At 40.4% G+C, this 16,521-nt stretch carries 15 protein-coding genes and 1 riboswitch; of the genes, 10 read left to right on the top strand and 5 right to left on the bottom strand.

The features are described from left to right. Positions 1-49: 49 nt before the first annotated feature. Complete coding sequence (locus P8O16_RS13065) at positions 50-859, top strand: ion transporter (RefSeq protein WP_300315678.1); 810 nt, start codon at positions 50-52, stop codon at positions 857-859. A gap of 24 nt (positions 860-883) precedes the next feature. On the opposite strand, the gene P8O16_RS13060 is transcribed toward P8O16_RS13065, so the two are convergent. Continuing rightward, a complete protein-coding gene (locus P8O16_RS13060) occupies positions 884-2,128 on the bottom strand; it encodes a voltage-gated chloride channel family protein (protein WP_300315675.1) in 1,245 nt (414 codons plus the stop codon). A 130-nt stretch (positions 2,129-2,258) separates the two neighbouring features. Here P8O16_RS13060 and P8O16_RS13055 point away from each other — a divergent pair, with 130 nt between their 5' ends. Then, on the top strand, positions 2,259-3,146 hold the full coding sequence (locus P8O16_RS13055) for a TIGR01777 family oxidoreductase (RefSeq protein WP_300315673.1): 888 nt from the start codon (positions 2,259-2,261) through the stop codon (positions 3,144-3,146). Between the two features lie 5 nt (positions 3,147-3,151). On the opposite strand, the gene P8O16_RS13050 is transcribed toward P8O16_RS13055, so the two are convergent. The 3 genes from P8O16_RS13050 to P8O16_RS13045 all read right to left on the bottom strand — a co-directional run bounded on the left by P8O16_RS13050 (position 3,152) and on the right by P8O16_RS13045 (position 3,811). Next, positions 3,152-3,328, bottom strand: coding sequence for a PLDc N-terminal domain-containing protein (locus tag P8O16_RS13050; protein ID WP_075348822.1), 177 nt, complete (start codon positions 3,326-3,328; stop codon positions 3,152-3,154). A gap of 1 nt (position 3,329) precedes the next feature. After that, positions 3,330-3,479, bottom strand: coding sequence for a PLDc N-terminal domain-containing protein (locus P8O16_RS20555; RefSeq protein WP_367182812.1), 150 nt, complete (start codon positions 3,477-3,479; stop codon positions 3,330-3,332). A 77-nt stretch (positions 3,480-3,556) separates the two neighbouring features. Next, complete coding sequence (locus P8O16_RS13045) at positions 3,557-3,811, bottom strand: PLD nuclease N-terminal domain-containing protein (RefSeq protein WP_300315668.1); 255 nt, start codon at positions 3,809-3,811, stop codon at positions 3,557-3,559. A gap of 94 nt (positions 3,812-3,905) precedes the next feature. On the opposite strand from P8O16_RS13045, the gene P8O16_RS13040 reads away from it, so the two are divergent. The 6 genes from P8O16_RS13040 (at position 3,906) to rhuM (ending at position 10,969) form a co-directional block, all read left to right on the top strand. Then, positions 3,906-6,461: a M14 family metallopeptidase gene (locus P8O16_RS13040; RefSeq protein WP_300315665.1), complete on the top strand. Its 2,556-nt coding sequence runs from the start codon at positions 3,906-3,908 to the stop codon at positions 6,459-6,461. Between the two features lie 137 nt (positions 6,462-6,598). Then, positions 6,599-7,645, top strand: coding sequence for an amidohydrolase family protein (locus tag P8O16_RS13035; protein WP_300315705.1), 1,047 nt, complete (start codon positions 6,599-6,601; stop codon positions 7,643-7,645). Between the two features lie 203 nt (positions 7,646-7,848). Further along, the gene (locus P8O16_RS13030) at positions 7,849-8,340 is read left to right on the top strand and encodes a hypothetical protein (RefSeq protein WP_300315662.1); all 492 of its coding nucleotides are present in this window, start codon (positions 7,849-7,851) and stop codon (positions 8,338-8,340) included. Positions 8,341-8,567: 227 nt separating this feature from the next. After that, positions 8,568-8,876: a hypothetical protein gene (locus P8O16_RS13025; protein WP_300315659.1), complete on the top strand. Its 309-nt coding sequence runs from the start codon at positions 8,568-8,570 to the stop codon at positions 8,874-8,876. 471 nt (positions 8,877-9,347) lie between these two features. Continuing rightward, positions 9,348-10,004, top strand: coding sequence for a hypothetical protein (locus P8O16_RS13020; protein ID WP_300315656.1), 657 nt, complete (start codon positions 9,348-9,350; stop codon positions 10,002-10,004). Positions 10,005-10,174: 170 nt separating this feature from the next. Continuing rightward, on the top strand, positions 10,175-10,969 hold the full coding sequence (gene rhuM, locus P8O16_RS13015) for a virulence protein RhuM/Fic/DOC family protein (protein ID WP_300315653.1): 795 nt from the start codon (positions 10,175-10,177) through the stop codon (positions 10,967-10,969). Positions 10,970-11,245: 276 nt separating this feature from the next. Here rhuM and P8O16_RS13010 read toward each other — a convergent pair whose 3' ends face one another. After that, positions 11,246-13,636, bottom strand: a complete 2,391-nt coding sequence (locus P8O16_RS13010) for a TonB-dependent receptor (protein WP_300315650.1) — start codon at positions 13,634-13,636, stop codon at positions 11,246-11,248. Between the two features lie 140 nt (positions 13,637-13,776). Then, positions 13,777-13,873, bottom strand: a riboswitch (TPP riboswitch). Positions 13,874-14,342: 469 nt separating this feature from the next. Here P8O16_RS13010 and P8O16_RS13005 point away from each other — a divergent pair. Both P8O16_RS13005 and rsgA read left to right on the top strand, forming a co-directional pair. Further along, the gene (locus tag P8O16_RS13005) at positions 14,343-15,185 is read left to right on the top strand and encodes a fumarylacetoacetate hydrolase family protein (RefSeq protein ID WP_300315647.1); all 843 of its coding nucleotides are present in this window, start codon (positions 14,343-14,345) and stop codon (positions 15,183-15,185) included. Positions 15,186-15,246: 61 nt separating this feature from the next. Continuing rightward, the gene (gene rsgA / locus P8O16_RS13000; RefSeq protein ID WP_300315644.1) at positions 15,247-16,305 is read left to right on the top strand and encodes a ribosome small subunit-dependent GTPase A; all 1,059 of its coding nucleotides are present in this window, start codon (positions 15,247-15,249) and stop codon (positions 16,303-16,305) included. Positions 16,306-16,521 lie beyond the last annotated feature (216 nt).

Raw genomic sequence — 16,521 nt, 5'->3', positions numbered from 1 at the left:
ATCGGGACGGGACAGGCTATATGACCTTTGAAAATCAAATTATAAACAGATGACATTTACCAAAAAGCGACTTGCTCATATTGTATTTGAATCTGATGATTGGGCATCACGAACGTTTGACATCGTCTTGCTAATTCTGATTTTTGGGAGTATTCTCATCGTCATTTTAGATTCGGTGGCAAGCCTCCGGATCGAATACGGCGATCTTTTCAAGACCTTGGAATGGATTTCTACTATACTCTTTACCATTGAGTATGCATTGCGGGTGTGGCTTTCCCGTAAACCCAAAGGCTATATTTTCAGCTTTTATGGCATGGTGGATTTATTGGCTATCCTTCCTACTTACCTCAGTTTCTTCGTGGTTAATTCTCAACTGCTCTCGGTCGTCCGAGCCCTTCGGCTACTCCGGGTAATTCGGATTTTGAAACTTGGAAGATATGTCGTCGAGGCAGAATACCTTACGCGTTCGCTGAAAGCCAGTCTCCATAAAATTCTAATTTTTATTGGCTTTGTGATCACCATCGTGTTGATCATGGGAACGCTCATGTTTATTATTGAAGGTCCCGAACATGGATTTACCAGTATTCCCGTTGGGATGTATTGGGCGATTGTCACCTTGACCACGGTAGGTTTTGGAGATATTTATCCTGTTACTCCCTTAGGTCAGTTGGTGAGCTCGCTGATTATGCTCTTGGGTTATGCGATTATTGCTGTGCCGACAGGGATTGTTTCTTCAGAGATGGCTGCGCAAAAGAAGAGGCAAGATGCAGAAGCGGATATGCAATGTCCTTTCTGTGCAAAAAAAGGGATTTCCCACCTGGATCATTATTGCCGCTCCTGTGGAGAGCGCTTGCCTTAAAAGGTTTGAAAAACTTTCGTGGAACTAGTTGTTCTTCTTTTTAAGCCAGCTTGAAATGTCTGCGTAAAATTTCCCTTCAAGATTCTGGGACGAATAAATACTGGATTTCCCACTGAAAAAGTAAGCGATCAGACAGGCAATTCCCAGAAAAATTCCGGACTCATATCCAAAAAGCTCCATCCCCATTACGGTACATGCCAAAGGCGTATTAGTAGCCCCTGAGAATACTGCCACGAAACCCATTCCAGCCAAAAGTGCCAGTGGCAATGGAATCCAAGTTGCTAAAGCATTCCCCAAAGTTGCTCCTGTAAAGAAAAGTGGTGTCACTTCCCCTCCCTTAAAACCCGCTCCAAGTGTAAAACCTGTCAAACCGGTTTTTGCTAACCAGTCATACCATGGCAATGGAGTCTCAAATGCTTCCAAAATTCTGGGAACACCTAATCCGATGTAAGTAGTGCTGTCCGAATACCAAACAAACAATGCAATCAATAGTCCGCCTATGACCGGTCTTAGTGGAGGGTAAGAAATCCTTTTGGAAAATTGATGAGAAAAAAAATGAGTGGTCTGGGCAAATAATCTGCCCGATAAACCAAAAGCGATTCCAGCGGGAATGATCCAAAGTAAATTCATCAGCGTATGCGGAGCAACTTCTGGTATGGAATACTCAGTATGGCCTACCCCCCAAACGTACATACAAACCCAATGCGCTAAAAAAGCTGTCCAGAATGCCGGAAAGAGCGATTTCCAATTGAATTTCCGATGTAACATCCACTCCAAAGCGAAAATCGCTCCCGCCAAGGGAGTTCCGAAAACTGAGGCAAACCCACCGGCAACTCCGGCGATTAATACCAGTCTTCGATCATTTTGCGCTAAAGAAAAAAGCTTGGTAAGTTGATCTGCTAAAGAACCTCCCATTTGTACTGCGGTCCCTTCCCGTCCTGCAGATCCTCCAAATAAATGAGTAAAAATAGTCCCAAAAAGTACTAATGGAGTCATTCGAAGGGGAATCGGTGCTTGGCTTTTGTACAGCTCTTCCAGAAGAAGATTATTTCCTCGCACTGATTTTTCTCCGTATTTGTAATACGTCCAGCCAATTATAAATCCTGCCAAAGGAAGGAAAGCGATGATCCAAAGATGACTTTCTCGATAATTTGTGGCCCAATCCAGTCCAATCAGAAAAATCGCAGAAGCAGAGCCAGATAAAAGACCTACAAGCCCTCCCAAGCCAATCCAACGAATTAAATTTTTAAACAGAATTTGGATAGTCAATGCTAATTTTTAAAAGTTTGAGACAAATTAGGAATAGAAATTGGAATTCATCAAACTGTAGAATGGATGGTAGAATGGATTTGTTCAACTATTTTAATTCTTAGAAGTTATCACCTCGAATCTGAATTCAATGAAAAATATCTTAATAACCGGAGGTTCCGGACTGATAGGAAAGCGAATAACCCAGCTTTTGGAACAAAAAGGCTACGAGGTTGCTTGGCTTAGCCGAAGTCCTCAAAGTCAAAAATCTTTTCTTTGGGATGTAGCAAAGAAGCAGCTCGATCAGGAAAGCATCGAATGGGCCGATGGCATCATTCACTTAGCAGGAGCTGGAGTGGCGGATAAGCGTTGGACGGATGATCGCAAAAAGGAAATTTTAGATTCCCGAACTCACAGTACCCAACTGCTTTATGATGGCATTGCCAAAGCAGTTTCCAAGCCTGATGTCTTCATCTCTGCTTCAGCAGTTGGTTATTATGGTTTCAATACCGGAACGGCCTTGGTGGATGAGACAAGTAAAGCAGGTAATGATTTTTTGGCTCAGGTGGTGGTCGCCTGGGAAAATGAAGTAAAAAAAATCGAAGAGTTACACCTAAGAACCGTTTTGCTACGAATAGGAATTGTGCTCGATGCTCAGGGCGGAGCATTAGGTGAAATGCTCAAACCTCCTGTTGCTGCACCCCTTGGCAAAGGAGATCAGTGGATGAGTTGGATTCATATCGAAGACCTCGCAAATCTTTTTGTTTATGCAGTGGAAAAAACCACGCTTCAGGGTATTTATAATGCTGTGGCGCCTAGTCCAGCCACAAATTATCACTTGACAAAAGTAGCTGCCAAAGCAAAAGGAAAACCTTTCGTTGGAATCGGAGTGCCTGGCTTTGGGCTGAAATTGATTCTAGGAGAAATGGCCGCTATGGTACTCGGAGGGAATCGAGTATCTGCTCATAAAATTCAAAAGGCTGGATTTGAGTTTGAATTCCCGGTATTAGAGGGAGCTGTGAAGGAGATTTTCAGCTAAGATCATTAGCTGATCCTTTTGCCTCTGCCTACTAAGAACCACAGGATTGTTCCCAAGAATGGAACCAAAATCACTATCAGGATCCAGATCAACTTATCCGTATCGCTCGCAAAGTTGCTGATGACTACATCGTAGATCGTGTAGGCATAGATTGCTAATCCTATTATTCCTATTCCAAACATATCAGTAAGTTAATTTTTTAGTGCTTTTTCCAATAACCAAATAGACCAAAGTGCCGATCAATTGGGCAAAAAGAATAATTATAATCCAGATCAATTTCATATTGGGATCTTTGAACTCTGACCTGATAATATCAATCAGACTGTAAATCATCAGTATTAAATAGATGAAACTTAATACTGATAAAATGATTAAAAAACTCGCACCCATATTCTGAATAAAGGAAAGGATCATCGATTTTTTGATTTAGAAATTTTTGAAAAATCGGGATTGAAGCCACCTTTTTTATCCCTTCGGGAAAAGCCTAAATACAAAAAGCAGCCGAAAGGGGCGATAAGGATAATCAATACCCAGACAAGCTTGGAATTTTGGTCTTTAAAATCCGCACGGACCAAATCAATAAGCGCATAAATCCAAAATGCGATATAAGCTAAGCCAGCAGCTTGCCAATAAATTAAACCAAATCCCGGAGTCACTAAATCCATTTCTATTCTTCAATTATTTTTACCACTGAAACTAAAATAAGTGATTGGATCGAAAAATTGTAAGAATTTAGGAAAAGTTTAACTATTTATTTCTATGAAGCGCATTCTGTTCTCTTTAATTTTATCCCTCATGACCCTTGTGGGCTATGCCCAGGTGGATCTTTCTTATTATCTCCCGAAAGGATATACCTATAATCCGGCTATTCCTACACCAGAGCAAGTGCTGGGTTATCAAGTTGGTGATTGGCATGTAACACACGATCAGCTTTACATGTATATGAAGGCGGTAGCTGCTGCATCGGATCGGGTAATGATCCAAGAAACAGGCCGTACCTATGAGAAAAGGCCTCAGGTGGTCTTGACGATTAGTACTCCCGCCAACCTCGCCAAGCTAGATCAAATCAAAGCTGATCGTGCTAAAATCCGAGATCCTAATGCAACGGTAGATATTCAGAAAATGCCCGTGGTGATGTTTATGGGCTATTCTGTCCATGGAAATGAGCCTAGTGGAGCAAATGCTTCTCTTTTGGCAGCCTATCATTTTGCGGCAGCGAATGAGATTGAATCAGAACTTGAAAATATTGTGCTTTTGCTTGACCCGGCGATAAATCCTGACGGACTAAATCGTTTTGCTTCTTGGGTGAATTCGCATAAAGCTTATAATCTTAATGGAGATCCAAACGGTGCGGAATATAATGAAGCTTGGCCAAGAGGACGTACCAATCATTATTGGTTCGACTTAAATCGAGACTGGCTTCCAGTACAGCATCCTGAGTCTAGAAATCGGGTAAAAGTTTTCCAAGAATGGCTTCCAAATATTCATTTGGATTTTCATGAAATGGGAACAAACAGTACCTTTTTCTTTCAGCCAGGAGTACCTTCCCGTGTCCACCCTCTGACCCCTACCAAGAACTTTGAACTGACCGAAAAAATAGGAACCTATCACGCCAAGGCTTTGGATCAGATTGGATCACTTTATTACAATCAAGAAGGCTACGATGATTTTTATTATGGTAAAGGCTCCACTTATCCAGATGTGCAAGGCGCTATCGGGATTCTGTTCGAGCAAGCAAGTTCACGAGGACACTTGCAGGAAAGTGCAAACGGGATGCTAAGCTTTCCTTTTACGATTAGAAATCAATTCACTGCAAACCTGTCGTCCTATCAGGCTGCTAAAGAAATGCGCATTGAGCTGAATCAGTGGATGAAAGATTTCTACAAAGGAATTGCTACAGAAACCGCTGCAGATATGAATAAGGCATATATTTTTGGAAGCAAAGAAGATGATGCGCGAAGCTTCCACCTTGCTGATTTAATCTTGCAACACAACATCAAAGTTTTTACACTCAATGAGGATATTACGTTGAACGGTACAGAATTTAAAGGTAAAAATGCCTACATCGTCCCAGCGGATCAGCCTCAATATCGCTTGATCAAAGCGATGTTTGAAACTCGAACGACCTTTCAGGATAGCCTTTTCTATGATATTTCGGCTTGGACTTATCCGATGGCGTTCAATTTGGATTACATGGCTTTGAATAGTAAAATTCTGAACCTCGCCAATGTCTCCGAAGTGACCAAATCTTCGTTAAAGTTGGCTCCGGGAAAAGTTATTGGAAATGCGGGAGCATATCAATATGCGATGGAATGGGCTGATTACTATGCTCCAAAAGCAGCCTATGACTTAATGGAAGCTGGATTTTTGGTTCGACTATCCAATGCAGGATTTTCGGTGCCAGATGGAAAGACATTTGGTAGAGGAACACTTTTGATTGGTGCGGGTGAAAGTAAACTCGATGCCCAACAAATGCATCAGAAAATTAGTGAAATTGCCCAAGCGGCCCATGTAGATATTTATGCTTTAACTAGTGGATATACTTCTGGGGCAAATCTTGGTTCCACGACCATTTCACCTTTAGAGATTCCAAAAATTGCGCTTTTGGTAGATGGCGGAGTAGATAGCTATGAGGCAGGTGAAATCTGGCACTTGCTCGATCAGCGCTATGAAATGCCGGTTACTTTGCTTCCGATGGATGCGATAGGCGGTAATACGCTCGATCGTTACAATGTGATTTTGATGCCTGATGGCCGCTATAATTCTTTGGGTAAATCTGGTGCAGCAACGCTGAAAAGCTGGGTTTCTGAAGGTGGAACGCTGATCGCTAAAGGTGGTGCTCTGCAATTTTTAGCTCAAAATGAAGTAGGGAATTTCACTTTCCGTGAAGGAGCTCCTGCAGAAAAAGGCTTGCAGAAAAGCTATGCTGATTATGAAAATACAACTGGAGCGAAAGTAACTGGAGGAGCGATTTTCAATGCAAAATTGGACATCACACATCCAATCGGGTATGGCTACGAAAAGCCAGAAATCCATACCTTCCGAAATGATAACTTGTTTATGGAGCCTTCCGAAAACCCTTATGCTAATCCGGTGGTATACACAGACAGTCCTTTAGCATCAGGTTACCTTCACCCTTCAAATCTCGAAGGACTTAAGAATGGTGGAGTAGTTCGGATTTCTGGTGTAGGAAGAGGAAGAATAATTGGATTTGCAGATAACATGAATTTCCGAGCATTCTGGTTTGGAACAAATAAGATGTATGCAAATGCAATCTTTTTCGGTCAGACTATAAATGGAGGAACGACACGATAACAAATCAAAGGCTTCTAGATAAATAGAAGCCTTTTTTTCTATTTTAAAGACTTAACCTAGAACCTATGAACTTATTGAAATCAACAACGCTTGCACTCCTGGCTTTACTTTTGGCAAACCAAAGTATAGCTCAGGAAATGAGTTTTGAGGATTATAATCCACCTTCGACACTGAAAGTGCCTGAGCATATCGTCACTCGAGCTAAGTTTCCTTTTGTAGATATCCATAGCCATCAGGGCGGAATCAATAAGGAGCGTATCGATCAATTGCTCGGTGAGATGAATGAGATCAATATGGGGGTAATGGTCAACCTGAGTGGTCGCGGTTTTGGTAGAGGGGATAGCAATTCACAACAGGAATACATCAAATCTATGCTAGGCGAATTTGAGACTCATGCACCCGGTCGATTTATGGTTTTTACCAACATCAATTTTGCGGGGATAGGAGATGAAAATTGGAGCCGTTTGGCTGTAAAAGAATTGGAAGAAGATGTAGCTGCTGGTGCGGTGGGATTGAAAATATATAAGAGTTTGGGCTTTTCTGTGAAGGATGTCCAAGGAAATCGAGTACCCGTAGATCATCCTGCGCTTGATCCCGTATGGGCGAAAGCCGGTGAATTGGGAATTCCAGTAATCATCCATTCGGCAGACCCTGCACAATTTTGGCAACCGATGGATGCCAATAACGAGCGTTGGTTAGAGTTGAAATTAAACCCAAACCGGAAGCGATCTGATACCAATCCAGTGCCTTTTGAGCAGATTATTGCTGAGCAGCATTCTGTTTTTGCGAAGCATCCAAAGACGACCTTTATCAATGCCCACATGGGTTGGATGGCTAATGACCTTGATGCAGCCAGTGCGCATCTGGAAAAATATCCTAATGTAAATTTTGGTATAGGTGCAGTAATCGCCGAGTTTGGCCGTCAGCCAAGACGGGCGAAAGAATTCTTCACCAAATACCAAGACAGATTGCTTTTTGGAAAAGATGCTTACAACAAGGAAGAGTTTTACACCTATTTCCGAGTGCTGGAGACCGAGGATGAATACTTTCCATACTACAAAAAGTATCATGCTTTTTGGTCTATGTATGGCCTAGGCTTATCAGATGAAGTGCTGAAAAAGGTCTATTATAAAAATGCTTTGCGAATCGTACCGGGAATGGATAAGACCTTGTTTCCGGATTAAGTACTCAGATTAAATGTTATGTCGCTTAACATATACAGTCCTATATGTAAAGAAAATTGGGAAATCTTTACATATACTATTTCTTATTTAAAGGATTCAGGAAGTTGCGATGTAAATGAACGCTTTTATAACTTGCTATCGAGCAGGTAAGTAAATGAAAGACGTGGGCTGTGAGGACACAGACTATGGGGGCAGCGTAAAAAATGAAAAACTCAAAAATCTATACCTACACAAATTCCAGTTCTTCGATCTCCGGACCGAGACTACTGGGATTTCTTTTGGCAGGTGTTGGGCTGCTGGCTTTGATCAGTCCATGGATTATTGAAAGTGGGAGTTCCATAGAAAAGACAATCGCGGTGGGATTAACTGCCGGCTTGATTGGAATTATTTTGATTTCACTATCCTCAGGAATTTTGTTGGATTTTGGTGGTAATCGGATCAAGCATTTCCAGAATGTGGCCTGGATGAAGTTTGGAGATTGGGAGAAGATCCCTCAAGTTCAGGAGATCGAACTGATTCACCATTCCTATCGCTCCAAAAACATTCCGAACGGAATTACCCCGACTATGTCAGGGCAAATGACGATGTATAAATGTGTGTTGAAATCTGATCAAGAGGTCATTTTAAGCTTCGATTTTTTAAAAGAAAAAGAAGCTATAGATGCTATGGAAGAAATTCAGGGGATGATCCAGTAATTAAAAAAGTCTTCTTTGAGGATACAGACTAGGGTTTATATTTATAAACCCAGCACGACCAAAAGATTCGATCAAATTAAAAGCCCTATGGATGGCTTGGATATTTAAATAAATATGTGTTAGTTAAAATAATTTAAATATACCCGCAACTACCTTCGCAAGGCATCCATATAAGCATGCTTTGCGAAGGTAGTTGCGGAAACACAAATGTTGGCACACATTATAAAATGATTAAAAATCCATTTATAGAAAAGTTCAAATCCAAATCTGACACAGAATTGGAAAAGGTCGCAATGGATTCAAAGTCATATGTTTTTGACGCGCGATATGCAGCTATCACTTTGCTTAAAGACCGAAATTACGATTCTGACATAATTAACCAGGTAGAGAAGGAATATGAGAACCTTGTAAAAGCCCAGCAAACGAAAACAGAAGACCTAAAAGAACAAGACCAGCGATTAATAAGACGAATCCGACAAATTCCAATCAAAAAACAGGAAAATATGGTCTTAAAAATGGAAATGAATTACAAGTAAAAAGACTTAATGAAGATTACTTTCAAGTCAGAATAGAACACCATTTCAGAAGTGAATTAGCACCAGTCATAATTTGCAAAATTAATGATGACTCAACTTACTTTTGCTACCCGTTTTTATACCTGAAATCGACTCTGATATTTGGATTTGGCGGAACTGCTTTGATAGTCATTTTGTCCTTTCTTGGGTATGTGGAAAATGAAATATTTATTTTTTCACTTCCTCTTATCGTGTCAATTGGACTTCAATTGCTATTAATGCCTTTTATCTATTTTATAATACTGAACTTTTTTAGAAAACGACTGAGAAAAAAATGAAAACGTGTGCCAACAACGCATATAGCTTGTGGCGGTTAAACGGCTGCCAGCAAGGTTTTCGCTCCGTAGTCAAGTTTGGTTTCGGTGGACAGAAAAGTGCTTCGAAACCGCCACAAGCCATATGTAAACCGTTATAGGGCAATTCTGAGAACCAATGAACGACCCTATATTTAAAGCAAAAATATTTATAACATCAAATGGGATTGATTGGAGGATCAATTCATCTAAGTTGATGTACGGTGGTTATTTTCTATTCTTGACGATAGCTATAGTCGTCAGCCAAGTGAATTTATCTTCAAACATTGATTATTCAATTAGAGCCTTACTTATTTCAATATTAGGATTGATTCTTTATGCAGCCTACTGGGGTTCCCAGGAAAAAGAAAACAAAAACGGGAAATTGGAAGGTGAACTTGAAATCTGTGTTGCAGGAATTAGAATAAATAACACTTCGTATTCTTGGTTGGAGATAGATAAATTTAAGTTTCGGATATTTCAAGTAGTTGACGAAATGTTATTTTCTGAAATATATCCAATCGCTAGATACTACGGTGGCCCTGCTTATTCACAAGGAGTAGATAACTTCATAGAGTTCAAGACTACTGACAAGAAAGTTAAAGTATTTTTTCAATTGGAAAACCCTACCCATAAAGTTGAATTTAGAAGAATCGTTCGATTACTTTTCTTTAATAACCTATTAGATCTCTCGACCATCTACCTGGGTTTAAATTTGGGGTATGAGGCAATTCAAGAACTCAAAAAGGCCAAAATCAAGTATCTTGAAGACCAGCAATCAAAGTTTAGCTCATGAAGCAAACAGGTGAAATAGTAATTTATCAGTCAGGGCAAGACGCACCTACTATTCAAGTTCTTCTTGAAAATGACACCCTTTGGTTGGATCAATATCAGATTTCTGAATTGTTTGGTACAGACCGGACATCAATCGTCAGGCATATCCGAAATATTTACAAAACCATTGAATTGGATGAAAAGGCAACTTGTGCAAAAATTTCACAAGTTCAACAAGAAGGAGAAAGAACGGTAAAGAGACAGATAAAAATCTACAATTTGGATCTGATTATCTCGGTGGGTTATCGGGTTAATTCTAAACAGGGTACAGCCTTTAGAATTTGGGCAAACAAGATCATTAAAGATCATCTAGTAAAAGGCCATACAATTAACGAAAAGAGGTTGCTGGAGCTCCAGAAAACAATAAAACTTGTAAATAGAACAATACAAGGTCTTGGTTCAGACGATCAGACTAAAGGTATTTTTGAAGTTTTATCTGAATTTTCCAATGCTTTAGATATTCTGGATGATTATGACCATCAAAGATTAAGTTTATCGGATACCCCAATCCAAGCAACTTTTAGAATATCCTACGATGAAGCAAAATATGCTGTGGATGAATTAAAGAAAAGATTTGGTGGGTCAAGTCTTTTTGGAAATGAAAAAGACCAATCCTTTAAGGGTTCAATTTCAGCCATAGACCAAACATTCGATGGAATAGAACTTTACCGAAGTTTAGAAGAAAAAGCGGCTCACCTTTTATATTTTGTTGTCAAAAACCATTCATTTTCAGATGGAAACAAGAGAATTGCAGCGTGGCTATTCATTTGGTATTTAGAAAAGAATAAAAGTTTGTATTTTCCAGATGGTACTAAAAGAATCAGTGAAAACGCATTGGTCGCTTTGACTTTGTTAATTGCTGAAAGTAAACCTGAAGAAAAGCAAATGATGATCAATGTAGTCGTAAATCTTATAAACAGATCATAGTAATAAGAAAAGCCCATAACATCACCTTGGATACAGCGGGCGGTTCACAGTAAATAGAAAACCCAGTATCTTAAAGAAGTAAGCTGGAAGGGAACGGCTCCGAAAGCCCACCGTCTCTAAGCTGAGACCCGTTAACAAATTTTTTCCAACAGATCTAAAAAACCCTTTGCCAATACCACCATGATAGCAGTATAAGCTCTGGTCTGAAAGAATATACAAAGTCATATGTAAAAAATAAGCCGTTCGTGTCTCACGAACGGCTCTAATCCAAAACCTTTAAAACTTCATCACCACACCCATCAGAAAGTTGGTGCCTGCCTGCGGATAGTAGAAATTCTCGGTAATTAATTCTCTTCCTGAAGTTTCCCCTGGCACGAAATAGCTGAAGGTATAGCCGTTAGGCTCATACATCTCATTGAAGATATTATTGATCATCAGATTCAGCTCCAGACTTTTGAAAAATCTTGGTTGGGCTTTATAACTGATCCGGAGATCATTGGTAAAGAAAGCATCTAGAGACCTAGAATCATTCGAAGTATTATCCAGGAATTGCTGTCCTACATATTTACTCAGCCAATTGATCGAAAGATTCTGCACAGGCTTGTATTCGATAATGGCCGAAGCTACTGTGTTTGGCGAAAAAGCGATATCGGTATTCTCATAAGTAATCGCTTCCTGCACAAAATCCGCTACGCTATAATCATCGATGTACTCTGTAAATTCAGCAATCTTGTTTTGGCTGAAAGCAATATTTCCACCCAAAACCCATTGCTTGGATAGCTGAAAAGCTCCATCCAACTCGATTCCAGCCCGATAAGAATTGGCTACATTTTCACGGATATAAGCTCCGACATCATTGATTTGGCCAGTCAAGATCAGTTGATCCTTGTAGTCCATGTAGTAGAAATTCGCATTGTAAGTGAATCTTCCAGTTTTGGCCCGAACTCCGGCTTCGATATTATTCAGGCGCTCCGGTCTAGGAACCTCCGTGATCGGGTTATCCGTAAAGTCTGATCGGGTAGGCTCACGATTAGCCACCGCATAGCTCGCGTACCAGGTTTTCCCCAGTTTCTCATAGCTAAAGCCAAACTTCGGATTAAAGAAGGTATAGGATTCCTGCCCATCTACGATTCTTCGGTCATCATTGACTCCGAAGAAGGAATAATCGATTCCTCGGACCTGAAGATCCCCAAAAAGATTGAGCCCTGGACTTACCTCATAGGTTGCTTTGGAATAGATATTTCGATCATCTTTTACTGCATTGTTATCATAGTAGCGATCCCGGATATTCGTAGCGCCGGCTACTCTGGCCCAGATAATTTCTCCAAAGTGATCTCCATCATAGCGATTGGCACCCCCACCTAGGATCAAATCCAATTTTCCATTGTCTGAGATATAATTTACCGATCCCACAAAGCCAAAGAAGTCATTGTCCAGCCATCTTCTTCGGATGATATCAGTACTGCTGATAGTCTCCTCACCAATTACTACATCCGGCAAACCATAACTTGCAAAATCATCATCTTCTCGATACTGCTCATAGTAGCCCCGACCATAGGTATAATGCAATGCTAAATTAGTCTTCCAATTGGTTCCGACTTTGCCAGTGTAGATGAGTTGGAAATGATCCTGTTGATAGTTATCAGTTTCATTGTCGTACGTGTAGTAATTATCTGTCCTGTCAGTCTCCAATTTTGATTCCGGAAGCCCCCACCAAGACTGGTAGGTTTGCTCTGCTCCTGAGAAAATGTTCAACTTGATGACGCTGTTTTCCCCATAATAGCCACCGGATACAAAGAAGCTTTTCAAATCTGAAAATGCGCGATCCACGTAGCCATCTGATGTGATCTTGGAAAGGCGTGCATCGACGGCAAATCGATTATTTAACAATCCGGTTCCTGCTTTCACGGTATTTCGTAGTGTGTTGAAGGAACCAAAACCTGATTGAACTTCGGCGTAGGCTTCATCCCGACGGATATCCGTCTGGAAATTGAGGCTTGCGCCAAAAGTAGCCGCTCCATTGGTGGAAGTTCCGACTCCCCGCTGGATCTGCACATTTTCTACAGAGGAGGCAAAATCAGGCATATTTACCCAAAAGACGCCGTGGGATTCGGCATCGTTAAGTGGAATCCCGTTTACGGTCGCATTGATTCGGGTTTGGTCCGTGCCTCGGATTCGGAGTCCAGTATATCCAATTCCAGCTCCTGCGTCCGAGTGCGTAACTACGGAAGGAGTGAAATTCAGAAGTATCGGAATATCCTGGCCGAGATTACGCTTGGCGATATCCTCTTTATTGATTGTTTGGAAGGTTGTCGGAGTGCTTTCTGATGCTCGAGTTGCGGAGACTACAAATTCCTCGGTAAGCAAATCTCTAGCCTGAAGACTGATCAATAATTCTCCCGAAAAAGGGATTGTAATGGTCTGTTCAAACTCCTCAAATCCAAGATAAGAAACTTTGATTTGGATGCTACCTGTTGGTAGTTTTCCTAAAGTAAAAGCTCCATTTTCATTGGTAACAGCCCCTTTTCCGAGTTTTTGGATCCAGACTGAAGCCCCAACGAGTGGTTCATTGCTTTGTGCATCGAGCACTTTTCCGCTTAGGCTTTCTTGTGCCAAAGCTGCAAAACTTGCCAAGCAAAAGGCAAGGGTAAGAATTAAATTTTTCATGGTACATATTCCCTTTCGGGAGATTTGAGTGAAACATGAGAAAACTCAAGGGAAGTTTTCCGTGATTGTTTACCCGATTTGCAGAATGAAAACAGGAAATCTCCGAAGGGTACCGCTCCGGAATTCTACTAATGTTTTTTAATTCTACTGGTTCATTTCCCTTCGCCGGCATTACCCGGATCAGGTAGTATGGGTATGATCTCAGCCCGTTTTGTTAAGGCACCCCTTATGATCTGAAAGCAAATGTAAGCGCGAAAAGTTTGAAATCAAGAATTTTTTTACCGCGAAGTACACAGAGGTTTACACTAAGGACACAAAGAATTTTAAATCAGAAAGCATAATTGAGAAATCAGAAAATTTAAATCACAGAGTATTTGAAGGATTTTGCCACAAAGTCCACAAAGGTTTAAATCAAGGGCACGAAGGTTTTTGAACAAGTAGTTCACTTAGTTTTCAGAAGAAATATTGGCTTTTCCCTGAAACCAAACCTTGAAATTCAAATCCACCCCAGTGGGGTGACCTATTGGTAGAAATTAAGATTGCTATAATTAACCGGCTCCCGCGCAGGATTGTAGTTTGGAAAACAATGCTTTTTGCGGGAGGTGGAAACGGATCTTTTGATCTGCACAGTAAAAGGGCTGTAAGTAAAATTTTGATTCTTCCTTTTCAGGATTTTGGCTAACTTCCAGATTAAACCTACCAATCCATGAAACTCTACAAACTCAAATCCGGAACACTTCTCCATACTGATTCTTCCTTCAAAAAGGGACCTAGCTTTGACTGGGATGGGCTTTTGAGTCGAGAGGATTTAAAAAGGTTTTTGGAAAATGAATCAAAAACTTGGAATTCAATTGCAGAATCTGAAGCCGAAAATTTAATCCAATCCGAGCTACTTGCCCCGATGGGAAATCAGGAAGTTTGGGCGGCTGGCGTGACTTATTACCGAAGCAGAACTGCAAGAATGGAGGAATCAGAGGATTCGGGCGGAGCCACTTTTTATGATAAAGTTTACAATGCCGATCGTCCAGAGCTTTTCTTCAAGGCTACTGCTTCTCGGGTTTCACCGCCTGGTGGAATGGTCAACATCCGCAAAGATTCGACTTGGGATGTGCCCGAACCAGAACTGACACTGCTGATTTCTCCCAAAGGAAAAATTCAGGGCTTTACCATCGGGAATGATATGAGCAGCCGAAGTATAGAAGGAGAAAATCCGCTTTATTTGCCCCAGGCAAAGGTTTATGAAGGTTGTGCGGCAATCGGTCCTTGTATTCTGATTCAAGATGAAATCAGCGAAAGCACTAAAATCCATCTTGAAATCCATCGGGACGGCAAGTTGGCGGCAAGTGGAGACACTGATCTGACCCAACTTAAACGCAAGCCAAAAGAATTGGCTGAGTGGCTTTTCCGGGCGAATACCTTTCCAATAGGATGTCTCATGATGACTGGAACGGGTATCGTGCCTGATGGATTTACCCTAAAAGAAGGTGACCAAGTGAAAATCTTCATTGAGGGAATTGGGGTATTGGAGAATACCGTGGGGATGATTTAAATAATTTTGAAAAAATCACCTAATTATGGGTGATAGCGAGACGTTGAGCTAAATAAGAAAAATGACACTCGAAGATTTAGGATATAATAATGAATTAGAAGAGGCTAGAAAAGCACGAGGCCTTGATTCCTTTATTATTGGAAGGGTTATTTTAAAGCATAGAGATCGTTTTATTGTAAGAACTGAATCAAAAGAATTTGATTGTGAACTTGTTGGGAATTTACGATTCACAGTTTCTGATCAGAGCGAATTACCTTTTGTTGGGGATTGGGTCGCAATTTCTGAATATGATGAAGACAAAGCACTAATTCATGCTGTTCTTGAGAGGAATTCAATTTTGGAAAGAAAAGCAATTGGAAAATTTGGGCAAACTCAAATTATTGCTGCAAATATTGACGTTGGGATTATTATTCAATCTGTTAATAGAGATTTTAGTATCAATCGGCTTGAGCGATACTTAACTATCTGCAATGCCTCTAAAATTGAGCCGATTATTGTTCTTAGTAAAATTGATTTAATTGAAGAATCGGAATTAAAAGAACTGTTAACCCAAGTAAGAAAACGAATCCAAAACGTCCCCATAATTCCGATTAGCAACCAAACTCATTTGGGAATAGAGGAAATCAAATCAAAACTAACGAAAGGAAAAACCTATTGCTTATTGGGATCTTCTGGTGTTGGTAAGTCCACACTAATCAACACAATAGCTGGAAGTAAATTGGTAAAAACAGGGGCGATAAGTGAAAGTATAGACCGAGGAAAGCACGTTACGACTCATAGAGAATTAATAGTCTTTGAAAACGGTGTTCTAATCGACAATCCAGGAATGAGAGAAGTTGGCATAACTGATGATTCTGATGGGTTTGAAATGACTTTTGAGGAAATATTGAATCTTTCTAAAGAGTGCAAGTACAGTGACTGCACTCACACTACTGAAGATGGATGTGCGGTATTGACAGCTTTAAAAAACAATACCCTGAGCCCTGAATTATATGAGAATTTCCTCAAGATGGAAAAAGAGAGAATATATTTCGAGTCAAATGCTCTGGATAGAAAAAAGAAAGGTAAAGACTTGGGGAAATTGATAAAAAATATGAAAAAGAATAATAATAAATACTGAGCAGTACAAAACCGAAAAGCAATAGTGCTGACATTATCTCGAAAAGTGTGTAAATGAATTTTAGGGTTGGTTAGAATTTTTACACATTAGATTTTCTCTGGGATAGTTCATTAAACTGTGTCTAGGTTTAAATTTATGTTTCAAAGGACTGGCAGAGGAGGCCGTAGGCCGACGAAGCCAGTCCTTTGAAAACTAGTTTTTCAGAGGTATTCTTTC

This window comes from Algoriphagus sp. (assembly GCF_029254265.1).
Lineage (GTDB): Bacteria > Bacteroidota > Bacteroidia > Cytophagales > Cyclobacteriaceae > Algoriphagus.
This window is presented reverse-complemented; position numbering and strand designations above follow the sequence as displayed.

Coding starts and splice junctions, on each gene's coding strand:
- P8O16_RS13030 (WP_300315662.1), top strand. CDS start 7,849: ATGAAAAACTCAAAAATCTATACCTACACAAATTCCAGTTCTTCGATC.
- P8O16_RS13065 (WP_300315678.1), top strand. CDS start 50: ATGACATTTACCAAAAAGCGACTTGCTCATATTGTATTTGAATCTGAT.
- P8O16_RS13045 (WP_300315668.1), bottom strand. CDS start 3,811: ATGGATTTAGTGACTCCGGGATTTGGTTTAATTTATTGGCAAGCTGCT.
- P8O16_RS13050 (WP_075348822.1), bottom strand. CDS start 3,328: ATGTTTGGAATAGGAATAATAGGATTAGCAATCTATGCCTACACGATC.
- P8O16_RS13055 (WP_300315673.1), top strand. CDS start 2,259: ATGAAAAATATCTTAATAACCGGAGGTTCCGGACTGATAGGAAAGCGA.
- rsgA (WP_300315644.1), top strand. CDS start 15,247: ATGACACTCGAAGATTTAGGATATAATAATGAATTAGAAGAGGCTAGA.
- P8O16_RS13025 (WP_300315659.1), top strand. CDS start 8,568: ATGATTAAAAATCCATTTATAGAAAAGTTCAAATCCAAATCTGACACA.
- P8O16_RS13010 (WP_300315650.1), bottom strand. CDS start 13,636: ATGAAAAATTTAATTCTTACCCTTGCCTTTTGCTTGGCAAGTTTTGCA.
- P8O16_RS13040 (WP_300315665.1), top strand. CDS start 3,906: ATGAAGCGCATTCTGTTCTCTTTAATTTTATCCCTCATGACCCTTGTG.
- P8O16_RS13020 (WP_300315656.1), top strand. CDS start 9,348: ATGAACGACCCTATATTTAAAGCAAAAATATTTATAACATCAAATGGG.
- P8O16_RS20555 (WP_367182812.1), bottom strand. CDS start 3,479: ATGATTTACAGTCTGATTGATATTATCAGGTCAGAGTTCAAAGATCCC.
- P8O16_RS13005 (WP_300315647.1), top strand. CDS start 14,343: ATGAAACTCTACAAACTCAAATCCGGAACACTTCTCCATACTGATTCT.
- P8O16_RS13035 (WP_300315705.1), top strand. CDS start 6,599: ATGAGTTTTGAGGATTATAATCCACCTTCGACACTGAAAGTGCCTGAG.